A 12,835-nucleotide genomic window follows, 5' to 3' on the forward strand; every position below is an offset into this window, starting at 1 on the left:
TTCAGGCATTCAAGTCCACTCCTTCCATCGCGGCCACGAGGTCGTGGTCGTGCCAGCCGCGGGCGATCTCCGAGGTCACACGGCCCTGGAACATCACCAGGACCCGGTCGCACATGTGCAGGTCGTCGAGTTCGTCGGAGGCGATGAGCACTCCGGTGCCGGTGTCCGCGATCTCCTCGACCTTGTCGAGGAGGAACTCCTTGGAGCGCACGTCCACGCCCGCGGTCGGGTTGATCAGGACCAGCAGCCGGGGGTCGTCGGCGAGGGCGCGGGCCATGACGACCTTCTGCTGGTTGCCTCCGGACAGGGCGGAGACGGGCAGCTCGGGACCGGGAGTCTTGATCGCGAGGTTCTCGATCATGCCCTCGGCGAGCCGGTCCCGGCGGCTGCGGCTGAGGAACCCGCCCTGGCCGAGCCTGCGGGGAACGGACAGGGTGGCGTTGTCCGCGATCGACATCTCGGGAACGAAGCCCTGGTGGTGTCGGTCCTGGGGGACGAACCCGGCGCCTGCGGCGAGCGCGGCGGGCACGCTGCCCGGCCGGGGCCGCCTCCCGGCGATCTCCACCTCGCCCGCCGCTGCCGCCCGAAGCCCTACGACGGTCTCGGCGACCTCGGTACGACCGCTGCCGGCGCCCCCCGCGAGGCCGACGATCTCGCCGGCCGCGATCTCGAAGCTGACGTCGTCGTACGCGTCGCCCCGCAGAGCGCGAACGCTCAGTGCGGCCGTGGCACCGGGGGCGAGGACTCTCGTGCGTTCCTCGCGCCGGTCGGCCGCCGCCTCGCCGGTCATGGCGGCGACGAGGTCGGCGCGGGGAAGGTCCGCGACCGGTGCGGTCACGATGTGCCGGGCGTCGCGGAACACCGTCACCATGTCGCAGATCTCGTAGATCTCCTGGAGGTGGTGGCTGATGAACAGAAAGGTCACGCCCTGGCGTTGCAGGTCGCGGATGCGGTCGAAGAGGCGGTTGATGGCCGCCCCGTCGAGTTGGGCGGTCGGCTCGTCGAGGATGATGAACCGGGCCCCGAAGGACAGCGCGCGGGCGATCTCGACGAACTGCCGCTGCTCGACGCTCAGATCACCGGCCGGGGTCTGCGGGTCGACGTCCACCGACCAGGTCGACAGCAGGTCCTGTGCGCGGCGACGGGTGGCCTGCCAGCTGATGAGCCGGCTCTGTCCGCGGTCGTGCCGGTTCAGGAAGAGGTTCTCGGCGACGGTCAGTGTGGGGATGATCGTCGACTTCTGGTAGACGCAGGCCACGCGTTGCCGCCAGGCGTCACGGTCGCTGGGCCGGGGGGCCGGCTCACCGCCGAAGGTCACCGTTCCCTCGTCGGGGGCCTGAAGGCCGGTGAGGACCGACACCAGGGTCGACTTGCCGGCTCCGTTGCGGCCGACCAGCGCGTGGGTCTCGCCCGGCCGGATGGTGATCCGGGCGCCGTTCAGGGCCACCGTCGGACCGAATCGTTTGACTATGCCCGCCGCCTCGACGACGGGCGGGCCCGAGGGGGACCACCCACCGTCCGCCGGGGCGGGCGCGGGGGTGACTGCTCGCTCCCCGTCGCTCATCTCAACCTCCTTGTCCTCGTGAGCCGTTGCGTTCCTGATGAGGAATCACCGTTGCGTCCCGATGAGAAATCAGAGGAATCAGCCGAGGTTGTTGCCCCACAGCGCCTTGTCGTCGCTCTTGACGCTGGGCACGCCGCCGTAGGTGCCGCCGTCGGCGGTGACGAGCGGGGCGGAGAGCTGGTCCTCGAGCACACCGTCGCGGACCTGGATGATGGTGCTGTCGTGGTCGGTCTTGCCGGGCTTGAACGTCTTCCCGTCGATCGCGGCCTTGACGTAGTACAGGGCGTACTTGGCGTAGAGGTCGGCCGGCTGCGAGACCGTGGCGTCGATCTTGCCCTCGGCGATGGACTTGAGCTCCTCGGGGATGCCGTCGTTGGACACGACGAACACGTGCTTCTTGTCCTTCGGGCCCACCAACAGGCCCTTCTGCTTGAGGACTTGGAGCGTGCCGGACAGCGCGAAGCTGGCCTCCATGTAGACGCCCTTGATGTCCGGGTTGGCCGTCAGATCGGTCTGCAGTTTCTGGGCGGCGACCGCGCCGTCCCAGTTGGTGGCCTCGCCGAACACCTTGATGTCCGGGTAGTTCTTCTTCATGCAGTCGTTGAACGCCTCGGTGCGGTCGCGGCCGTTGATGGAGGAGAGGTCGCCCTCGAGCATGACGACCTTGCCCTTGCCGCCGAGCTTTGTGCCGAGGTACTGGCAGGCCTTCTCGCCGTAGGCGCGGTTGTCGGCGCGCACGACCATGTAGACCTTGCCGGTGTCGGGGCGGGTGTCGACGGTGACGACGGGGATCTTCTTCGCCTCCAGCTGCGCGAGGGTGGGCGCGATGGCGGCGGTGTCCTGCGGGGCCATCGCGAGACCCTTGACGCCCTGACTGATGAACGTCTGTGCGTTGGCGGTGAGTTTGGCGACGTCGTTCTGCGAGTTGGTCGTCTTCAGGTCCAGGCCCAGCTGCTTGCCGTACTGGGGCGTGTACTTGATGTAGGAGTTCCAGAAGTCGGTGTCGGAACGCGGGTAGTCGACGCCGACGAGCGGCGCGCCGCTGGCCCCGGTGCCGGAGCCGCTGCTGCAGGCGCTGAGCAGCGTCAGGGCGGACAGGACGGAGACGGCTGAACAGAGGGCGGTTCTGACTCTCATCGGTGCTTCCTCGCGCCGGTCCCGTAGCGGGAGATGTTTCGCCTCGACGACATCTGCGTATCGCCGTTGCGGAAGAGATGGGATGTTTATAGGCGCGCCCTCGGCGCCCTGTCTACCCCGCGGTCGGATGAGCTCCAAAATGCCAGCTCACGACCGATCGGGGATTCCGGATCGGCACCAAGAAGGCAAGATCCATCCCATCAATCCCCTCGCTCGGCTGATCCGAATCGGCCATGAAGCCCTGACAGACATTCCATGTCTGGTCAGTGGCAAATCGCCTCAGAATGGCATCAAGTAGAGCCAACTCCCTGACCGCCCAGCGCTTTTCATCCCTGCACACCGGTTGACATCCCAGGGAGACATGGCCGACCTTCATGCGTAACAAGCGGCGCCCTGCATTCCCCTGTCCCCTCCTGCACCAGGGATGTCTCCATGTCGAGTTCGATCAACAGACGCCACTTCCTGGCCGGTGCCACCTGCGTCGCCGCGGCGGCCGTTGCCGGAGGTGTGTTCGATGCCGGAACCGCCCGGGCCGCTCCCAGCACGTATACGCCCGACTGGAACTCGGTCGACCAGCACCCGCCGGCCCCGGAGTGGTTCCAGGACGCGAAGTTCGGGATCTACTTCCACTGGGGCGTCTTCAGCGTCCCCGCCTACGACAACGAGTGGTACCCGCGCAACATGTACCAGGCGGGCAGCAACGCCAACCAGCACCACATCGCGGCCTACGGCCAGCCGTCGGCATGGCCGTACCACAACTTCATCAACGGGGCACAGGACCTGGCGGGCAACTTCGTGAAGTTCGCGCCGAAACTGAAGTCGGCGGGCGGGAAGTTCGACCCCGACGAGTGGGTGCAGCTGTTCGTCGACGCCGGCGCCAGGTTCGCCGGCCCGGTCGCCGAGCACCATGACGGCTTCTCCATGTGGGACAGCCAGGTCAACGAGTGGAACTCGGTGAAGAAGGGCCCGGGGCTCGACCTGCTCCGGCTCTTCTCCACGGCCATCCGCGCCAAGGGCCTCAAGCTGCTGGTGGCCATGCACCACGCGTACCACTTCAACGGCTTCTACGAGTTCGTCCCCGCCCAGACGGACCCCAGCCTCAAGAAGCTCTACGGGCAGCTGGGCTCGGCCGCGGAGAACCAGCTCTGGTTCGACAAGCTCAAGGAGGTCATCGACCGTACCCAGCCCGACATCCTGTGGCAGGACTTCAAGCTGGACGCCGTGGACGAGACACAGCGCCTGAACTTCCTGGCGTACTACTACAACCAGGCGGGCAGCTGGGGCAAAGAGGTCGTCGCCACGTACAAGGACGGCATGAACGGCAAGGGCGAGGTCTTCGACTACGAGCGCGGCGGTCCGGGGGACCTGGCCTCCCCGTACTGGCTGACCGACGACAGCATCTCCAGCAGCAGCTGGTGCTACACCCAGGGCATCGGCTACTACACCATCCAGCAGATGCTTCACTCGTTCATCGACCGGGTCAGCAAGAACGGCAACATGCTGCTGAACATCGCGCCGATGGCCGACGGCACCATCCCCCAGGCGCAGAAGGACATCCTGCTCGGTATCGGAGACCACCTGAAGCGCTTCGGCGAGTCGGTGTACTCGACCCGCGCCTGGACGGCGTACGGCGAGGGCCCGACGAAGATGGGCGGCGGTGCGTTCACCACCCCGCACGCCGGCACGCCCCAGGACATCCGCTTCACCCGCAACAAGGCCGAAAACGTCCTGTACGCCACCGTCCTGGGCTGGCCCGGCAGTTCACTGACGATCAAGACCCTCAGCTCGGACCGGATCAACCTCTCGTCGCTGACCTCGGTGAAGCTCCTCGGCACCACCGCCGGCACCTACATCGACCTGCCCACGCCGGCCCAGAACTCCTCCGGCCTCACGGTCATCCTGCCCTCCTCGGCGCCGTACAGCGCGGGCGCCTACGTCCTGAAGCTCACTTTCTCCGGCACGATCCCGGGGCTGCGGCCGCTCACCGGCACCCTCGCCTCCACGGACGTCAACTACAGTGGCAACTCGGCCGTACTCACCGTCGGTGACTACACCACGGCCGACCTCACCTCGGCCGGGCTGGGCGCAGGCAGCATCTCCTCCCTCCGGCCGGCCCCGGGCTACCAGGTGATCGGCTACTCCGGGGACAACTTCAGCGGCACCTCCTGGACGTTCACCGCCGAGAACCCCGACCTGCGGGTCACCGGCAACAACGACCAGATCGCCTCGCTGAGGGTCCAGTTCAACCCGGCGGCATACTTCCGGCTCACCAACGCCACCAATGGACTCGCCCTGGACAGCGGCGGCGGCGTGGCCTCCGGGTCCGACCTCAAGCAGTGGACGTGGAACGGCAGCTCCAACCTGCAGTGGCAGGCTGAAGCGGTCGGCGGCGGCTACTACCGGCTGGTCAACCGGACGAACGGCATGGTCGCCGACGGCTGGGGCGCCACCGACAACGGCTCTGCGGCCCGACAGGCCCCCTGGAACGGCGGTACCAACCAGCAGTGGAAGATCACCCCCCGCGGCGGCGACCTCTATTCGATCGCCAACCGCACCACCGGCCTGGTCCTCGACGGCGGTGGCAACGTCGACTCGGGCTCCGTCACCAAGCAGTGGGCGTACGGCGGCAGCACCAACCTGCTGTGGTCCTTCACGGCCGTCTGATCCCTTTCCCCGCGGACCCCCGCCGCCGCCCGGATTCCGCTCCAAGTCGACCGGGCGGCGGTGGGGCACCACGACGACGGGTCACCACTCCACTCCTCCACACGACCACGCACCGCCGACCGGACACAGGAGTCCCCTTGACGGACAGTGCCATCGACCGCAGACGGTTCCTCACCGCAGCCGCACTGACCGCGGGAGCCGCGGCCCTGCCCGGCGGTCTGCTCTCGGGCAGGGCGGTGGCGGCCGTCCCCCCGCAGATCACACTCCCCGAGCGCGGCATCCACGACACGTCCCCGGCCTCCTCCTGGACCGACGGCTTCCTCACCGGCAACGGCGAATACGGGGCCGTACTGTACGGCGCTCCCGCCCTGGAGAAGGTGGTCTTCAACTATCAGCGACTGGTGCTGCCGAACGGCACCCGTGACGTGAACCCGCCGGTGATCTCCGCCCGTCTGGAAGGCGCACGCGACAAGGCACTCGCGGGTGACTACGCGAGCGCCAACCGGGACTTCGCCGCGGGCTGGTCGCTGCGCTGGACGCAGGCCTACCACCCCGCGTACGAACTGCACATCGACACGCCCGGCATGACCACGGTCAACAACTACGGACGGGTCACCGACTTCCGTACCGGCGAGGTGAGTTCGAGCTGGACGGACCAGTTCGGCACCTGGACCCGGCGGGCGTTCGTCTCCCGGGCCGACAAGGTGATCGTCCATGAGCTGACACCCGCTCCCGGCCGTACCGTCGACACCACGCTCAGCGCCTATACCGCGCTCGCCGGGCTGCCCGGCAGCCTGAGCTTCACCACGCGTGCCACCGTCACCGGCGGCTCCGGCTACCTGAATCTGCGCGGCACCTACCCCTCGGGGCAGGGCGCCTTCGGCTACGAGGGCGTCACCCGCGTCGTCGCCTCGGGCACCGGCGCCACGGTCACCGTCAACGGCTCCACGATCGTGGTGGCCAAGGCGGCCAAGGTGCTGCTGCTGACGAAGCTGGGCCGCTACGAGTCGTCCACGGGCTGGGACTCCGAGCCGCTGCACACGCAACTGGCCTCGCTCGGCACCGACTACGCCGCACTGCTCTCGCGGCACACCGCCCTGCACACCCCTGTCTACGACCGTTCCCGCCTCGACCTGAACGTACCGGCCGCCGACCGGCACCTCTCCGTCACTGAACTGATCGCCCGCCAGAACGCCGACCGCACGGTCATCGACACGGCGCTGCTGGAACGGCTCTACGACTCCGGCCGCTACCTCTTCCTCAGCTCCAGCGGCATCCTGCCACCCCGCCTGACCGGCATCTGGGCCGGATCGTGGGGCGCCGCCTGGGCCGACGACTTCACCACCGACGCCAACGTCAACCTCCAGGTCGCGGGCGGCAACATCCTCGACCTGACCGAGTCCATGCAGGGCTACTTCGACCTGGTCCTGGGCCAGCTGAACGACTGGCGCACCAACGCGAAGAACCTCTACGGAGCCCGCGGCTTCCTCGCCCCCACCCGCACCGACGGCGAGTACGGCCACATGCTCCACTTCAACGGAGGCGACTTCCCCGGCCACTGCTGGACCGGCGGCGCCGACTGGCTGCTCCACCCGCTCCTGGAGTACTACCAGGTCACCGGCGACCAGGCGTTCCTGCGCGACAAGCTCGGCCCCGCGCTGATGGAACTGGCCCTGTTCTACGAGGACTTCCTCACCCGCACCGACGCGGCCGGCAAGGCGGTCTTCGTACCGTCCTTCTCCATGGAGAACGCCCCCCGCAACACCGGCGTGTACCTCTCGATCAACGCCACCGGCGACATCATGGCCGGCAAGCACGCCCTCCAGGCCGCCATCGACGCGGCCAACACCCTCGGCGTCGAACAGGGCGGCGGCCAGGGCGTCGCCCGCTGGACGGCACTGCTGAAGAAGATCCCGGACTACCGCATCAACGGCGACAGCGCACTGGCCGAATGGTCCTGGCCGAGCCTCACCGACAACTACAACCACCGGCATGTGCAGCACCTGTACGGCGCCTGGCCGCTGCATGAGATCAACCCCGAGAACGCACCTTCCCTGGTCCGCCCGGCGCAGCGGGCCCTTGAGCTGCGCGGCGACCAGAACATCTCCGCACACGGCAGCCTGCACCGGGCCCTGGCCTGGGCCCGGCTGAAGGACGGCGGACAGGTCTACGGCAACCTGCGGAAGATCCTCGGCAACAACATGGTCTTCAAGTCGCTGATGACCTCCCACAACCCGAACCTCGACATCTACAACGCCGACGCCGCGAACGCCATCCCCGGCGTGCTGGCCGAGGCCCTGATCTACAGCCGGCCCGGAGTGCTGGAGATCCTCCCCGCGCTGCCCGACCAGCTGGCGAAGGGCACGATCACCGGGGTACGGGCCCGAGGCCGGATCCGGATCCACAGCTTCGCCTGGGACCTGAACGCCCGGGCCGCCACCCTGTCCGTCACCTCCGACGTCAACCAGGACGTCACGCTGATCAGCCGCCGCGGCATGACCTCCGTGGCCACGACCGCGACCGTCACGGCCTCCTCCCTCGGCACCCACGCCAGGAAGGTCTCCCTGACCGCCGGGCAGCGCACCGACATCACCGTCTCCCTGCTCAGCGGCCTCTTCCGGCTCGAAAACCGGCGCAGCGGCAAGGTGCTCGACGTCACCAGCGGCAGTACCGCCGACGGCGCCGGCCTCATCCAGTGGGGCTGGTCCGGCAGCGAGAACCAGCAGTCGCGGCTCCAGCCCGACGCCGACGGCTCCTTCCGCCTCGTCTCCCGCCACAGCGGCAAGGTCGTCGACAGCCCCGGGGGCTCCGGACAGGGTGCCCAGCTCATCCAGTGGCCGGACGGCAACAGCGACAACCAGCACTGGAAGGTGGTCGACGCGGGCGGTGGATACGTCCGGCTCGTCAACGTCCGCAACGGCTTGTGCGCGGACGTGGAGGGCGGATCGGCGGACAACGGCGCCAAGGTGATCCAGTGGCCTGTCGGTGACGGAACCAACCAGCAGTGGCGGCTGGTCGCCCTCTGACCGTCGCCGCTCCACGGTCGGCCCGGCACCGTGTCGGCGGTTCTGAGCACCAGGTCGTGATCACGTGTCAGCTCGGGCCGCAGTGACAGCCCGCCGCCGGGGCCCGCGCACCGGAGGGCCGGAAACACGCTGACGTCCCGGCGGTCGACGAGACCGCCGGCCGGCATCGCCAGGCGGACCTCCGGCCCGCCGTACGCGCTCAGGCGCAGATCCCACAGCGCCTCTCCCCCGGGATGGAGTTCCGCCACCACGACGACCGGCAGGGTGATGCGGAAGTCGCCCTGCTGATCCACGAAACAAGGGGCGTCGATGCGAGGCCCGCCGTTGTCCTGGAGCCGCGCCAGGAAGCGGTAGTGGTACGCCCGCGCGGTCCTTCCGTGGAGCGAGCCCTTCAAGCGGATCGCGTGGCCGTCCACTTCGACCGACACGACCTCGGCGTGCGCAGGCCGGAGCCAGGTGCGCACGGCGAGTCCTCCGCCTTCGGTCGCGTACGGGGTCCCAGTCGAAATTTCGAATGTCATTCGGAAAGTAGAAGCGTCACGAATCCTTGAGCGGTCCCGAACATGTCAACATCATCCGACGTCCGGAATCGACGCGCGGCTACATACGGCCGACCAGGGCTGCGCCGATCTGCGACGTCCGGACAACTGACCTGCGGCAGCCCGACTCCACCTAGACCAGAATGTTTCGATGCCGCTCACGAATCATGCGAGAGGTATTGACGGGATCCACCGACCTCCTATCATCCAGAATGCTCGACAAACCGATCTGCGTTCGACATTACGAACTTGATGGATCGATCCGGTCACTCCGCACCACACAAAGGAAGCAGGGCGCTCCCGCGCAAACGCCAAGCCCGCAACGGCCGGGCCACTCAAGGAGAACGACACTCATGGGTATGTCATGACCTCATCAATGCCTGCCACGTCGCCGGGCGCCGGCCGCCGCCGATCAGCACTCCCTCCTACGACGCGAGGCTGCTCGTCGACAGCGACGACACCCTGTACGTCGCGTACCGGAACACCACGATCAGCGTGGCCCAGCTCTCGCCCGATGGCCGCAACCAGGTGCGCACGCAGCAGGTGTTCACGACACCGTCCAGTGTCGGCACCCTCGCGGGCTCCCGCTTCCACAAGATCAACGGACGGCACCACCTTCACCCGCCTCGGACCCGCCTTCTCCATGGGCAACGACCGGCGGTTCTTCATGGGCTACCGGTTCGCCCTCTTCAACCACGCTACGCAGGCACTCGGCGGCGCGGTCCGCGTCACGCGGTTCGAGCTGTCCACGCCCCGAACGATCGGAGGATCGCACACCCACCCCCCACTCAACCGTACGAGGAGAACCATGAACCCGCTGAAACACCTCGGCCCGCGCCGAGCCTCGCTGTTGGCCCTCCTGGCCGCGGCCGCCCTGGTGACGCCCGGAACCGCGACCGGCGCACCCGAAGCCGTCAAGGCCTCCACTCTGGGCGCCCAAGCGGCCCAGTCCGGAAGGTACTTCGGAACCGCCGTGGCCGCCGGACGGCTCGGCGACGGAGCCTACACCGCCATCCTGGACCGCGAGTTCAACTCGGTCACGCCCGAGAACGAGATGAAGTGGGACACGACGGAGCCGTCCCGCGGGCAGTTCAACTTCGGCCCCGCCGATCAGATCGTCAACCGTGCGACGGCCCGCGGCCAGCGCGTACGCGGCCACACCCTGGTCTGGCACTCCCAACTGCCCGGCTGGGTCAGCTCCATCAGGGACGCGGACACGCTGCGCAGCGTGATGAACAACCACATCACCAGCGTGATGAACCGCTACAAGGGCCGGATCCACTCCTGGGACGTCGTCAACGAGGCCTTCGCCGACGGCGGCAGCGGCCAGCACCGTCCCTCGGTGTTCCAGAACCTGCTGGGCGACGGCTTCATCGAGCAGGCCTTCCGCGCCGCGCGGTCGGCCGACCCGGCGCCCAAGCTCTGCTACAACGACTACAACATCGAGAACTGGAGCGACGCGAAGACTCAGGGCGTCTACCGCATGGTGCGCGACTTCAAGGCGCGCGGCGTGCCCATCGACTGTGTCGGCTTCCAGTCCCACTTCGGCACCGGCGGCCCACCTGCCAGTTTCCAGACAACGCTGTCGAACTTCGCCGCGCTCGGCGTGGACGTCCAGATCACCGAGCTCGACATCGCCCAGGCGTCGCCGACGGCGTACGCGAACACGGTCCGGGCGTGCATGAACGTCGCACGCTGCAAGGGCATCACCGTGTGGGGCATCCGCGACAGCGACTCCTGGCGCAGTGGGGAGAACCCCCTGCTGTTCGACCGGGGCGGCAACAAGAAGCCGGCGTACAACGCGACGCTGTCGGCGCTGGGCGGCACGGCCGCGACACAGAAGGCCACCGCCCTGTCGACCCGGTCCGCCGCCGCTCTGCCCTCCCGCTTCTCCTGGAGTTCCAGCGGCCCGCTGATCGCACCGAAACCGGACGCCACCCACAACATCGCCGGGATCAAGGATCCGACGGTCGTCCACTACAACGGCAAGTACCATGTGTTCGCCAGCGTGGCCGGCTCCTCCGGCTACAACCTGGTGTACCTGAACTTCAGTGACTGGTCCCAGGCCGGCTCGGCCACGCACCACTATCTGGACCGCAGCGCCATCGGCGCCGGCTACCGGGCCGCGCCGCAGGTCTTCTACTACGCGCCGCAACGCCTGTGGTACCTCGTGTACCAGACCGGCAACGCCTCGTACTCCACCAACCCCGACATCAGCAACCCGAACGGGTGGAGCGCCCCGCGGAACTTCTACTCGTCGATGCCCGACATCATCAAGCAGAACCTCGGCAGCGGCTACTGGGTCGACATGTGGGTGATCTGCGACAGCGCCGACTGCTACCTGTTCTCCTCCGACGACAACGGACACCTGTACCGCTCGCAGACGACCGTCGGCCAGTTCCCGGGCGGCTTCACCAACACCGTCATCGCGGCCCAGGACTCCAACAGGTACGCCCTGTTCGAAGCGAGCAACGTGTACAAGGTGCAGGGCACCAACCAGTACCTGCTGCTCGTCGAGGCCATCGGGTCGAACGGCCGACGCTACTTCCGCTCCTGGACCTCAGGCAGCCTCGCCGGCTCCTGGACACCCCTGGCCGCGTCCGAGAGCAACCCGTTCGCACGGGCCGACAACGTCACCTTCCCCTCCGGGTCCTGGACCAGGGACATCAGCCACGGCGAGATGATCCGGGCCGGCTACGACCAGACACTCACCATCCCCTCCTGCCGGCTCCAGTACCTCTACCAGGGCATGAACCCCAACGCGGGCGGCGACTACAACCTCCTCCCGTGGCGGCTCGGCCTCCTCACCCAGACCACTTCGAGCTGCTGACCATGTGGGCTCCGCCGCGCTGTTGAAGCAGGTGGGGACAACGCGCTGCGGGCCGAGGTCGACTGCTTCTGAGGAAGGAGGCGGACCGACCTCGGCCCTGTTGTCTGGTCAGCCGCCGCTGACGGTCAGGTTGTTGGTGTTGAAGTTGAGTCCGCCGGACGACGAGGTGATCTCATAGCCGAACTGCACGTCGCCGATGACCTCGTTGCCGGGCATCCAGCCCTTGGTGTAGGCGATCCAGTTGAGGACCTGCTTGACGTCCACGGTGCCGGAGCTGGAGTTGGACGTCCGCAGGAACGAGAACACCTGGTTCGACCCGTTTGTACCCTTGTAGACGTCCCAGTTGTGGCCGCCGAGCGTGACGTTGGCCTGCCAACTGCCGATCGGGCCGACGGCTCCGGTGTGGTTGACCCAGAGCATGATCTCGTACTGGTGGGCGTTGTCCCAGATGTCGTACGACGTGTTGTACGCGCCGGACGACGGGACACTGACGTTATAGTTGCTGGTGAGCCAGCTGAGGGTGTCGATCGACTTGCTGATCGTCTTCGTCGAGTTGGCGTAGGACTTGATGCCGCCGGTGTTGGGGTGGTCGGCCCAGACGCCCCAGCTGGTCCCGGAGTTGGCCCAGATGCACTGGCCGCCCGCACCGGAGCCCCAGATGTTGTTGAAGAGCCTGTAGCCGTCCAGGCTGGTGTTGGCCCACTGGTCGCAGGAGTTCCAGACGGCGGCCGAAGCGGGGGCGGAGGCGAGGCCGACGGTGGCACCGAGAGCCATCGCCGGCGCGAGCACCGCCATGGTGATCTTGCGTATTCTGCTTTTAACCATGGTGTCCCTTCCATGGGTGGGGGGAAAGTGGGGGTTGCTACCACGCCCCATGCTGAGGACGTGGTCCTCTCCGGCGACGAGAACGACCGGCTCCGCGTCGCCGGAAGAAGTCCTGGTGGGTGCCGGGCACCTCGACGGTCACCGGCTCGCGGCCGTGGTTGAGCACGAACACGGCCTTCCGGGTTGCGCCCCGGTCGCTCTACTTGAGCAGCCCGTCGTGTGGGGTGCCGAGCCACAGGGTGTCGCAGTT

The 12,835-nt window shown here is 67.7% G+C and carries 7 protein-coding genes and 1 pseudogene; 4 read left to right on the forward strand and 4 right to left on the reverse strand.

Annotated features, from left to right (window positions below):
- Position 1: 1 nt before the first annotated feature.
- Both AQI88_RS00135 and AQI88_RS00140 read right to left on the reverse strand, forming a co-directional pair.
- Complete coding sequence (locus tag AQI88_RS00135) at positions 2 to 1,564, reverse strand: sugar ABC transporter ATP-binding protein (protein WP_066989743.1); 1,563 nt, start codon at positions 1,562 to 1,564, stop codon at positions 2 to 4.
- 78 nt (positions 1,565 to 1,642) lie between these two features.
- Complete coding sequence (locus AQI88_RS00140) at positions 1,643 to 2,701, reverse strand: sugar ABC transporter substrate-binding protein (RefSeq protein ID WP_066989745.1); 1,059 nt, start codon at positions 2,699 to 2,701, stop codon at positions 1,643 to 1,645.
- Positions 2,702 to 3,133: 432 nt separating this feature from the next.
- Here AQI88_RS00140 and AQI88_RS00145 point away from each other — a divergent pair, with 432 nt between their 5' ends.
- From AQI88_RS00145 to AQI88_RS00155, 4 genes and pseudogenes are all read left to right on the forward strand, one after another.
- On the forward strand, positions 3,134 to 5,365 hold the full coding sequence (locus AQI88_RS00145) for an alpha-L-fucosidase (protein ID WP_066989747.1): 2,232 nt from the start codon (positions 3,134 to 3,136) through the stop codon (positions 5,363 to 5,365).
- 137 nt (positions 5,366 to 5,502) lie between these two features.
- Positions 5,503 to 8,391: a glycosyl hydrolase family 95 catalytic domain-containing protein gene (locus AQI88_RS00150; RefSeq protein WP_066989750.1), complete on the forward strand. Its 2,889-nt coding sequence runs from the start codon at positions 5,503 to 5,505 to the stop codon at positions 8,389 to 8,391.
- A 950-nt stretch (positions 8,392 to 9,341) separates the two neighbouring features.
- Positions 9,342 to 9,540 (forward strand): annotated as a pseudogene (locus AQI88_RS47330) (xylosidase); the annotation flags it as partial.
- A gap of 198 nt (positions 9,541 to 9,738) precedes the next feature.
- On the forward strand, positions 9,739 to 11,760 hold the full coding sequence (locus AQI88_RS00155) for a glycoside hydrolase (RefSeq protein ID WP_066991477.1): 2,022 nt from the start codon (positions 9,739 to 9,741) through the stop codon (positions 11,758 to 11,760).
- Between the two features lie 108 nt (positions 11,761 to 11,868).
- On the opposite strand, the gene AQI88_RS00160 is transcribed toward AQI88_RS00155, so the two are convergent.
- The gene (locus AQI88_RS00160) at positions 11,869 to 12,585 is read right to left on the reverse strand and encodes a glycoside hydrolase family 12 protein (RefSeq protein ID WP_066989753.1); all 717 of its coding nucleotides are present in this window, start codon (positions 12,583 to 12,585) and stop codon (positions 11,869 to 11,871) included.
- Between the two features lie 37 nt (positions 12,586 to 12,622).
- Positions 12,623 to 12,757, reverse strand: a complete 135-nt coding sequence (locus tag AQI88_RS48950) for a hypothetical protein (RefSeq protein WP_398697297.1) — start codon at positions 12,755 to 12,757, stop codon at positions 12,623 to 12,625.
- Positions 12,758 to 12,835: the final 78 nt, after the last annotated feature.

It is taken from the genome of Streptomyces cellostaticus (assembly GCF_001513965.1).
Classification (GTDB): domain Bacteria; phylum Actinomycetota; class Actinomycetes; order Streptomycetales; family Streptomycetaceae; genus Streptomyces; species Streptomyces cellostaticus.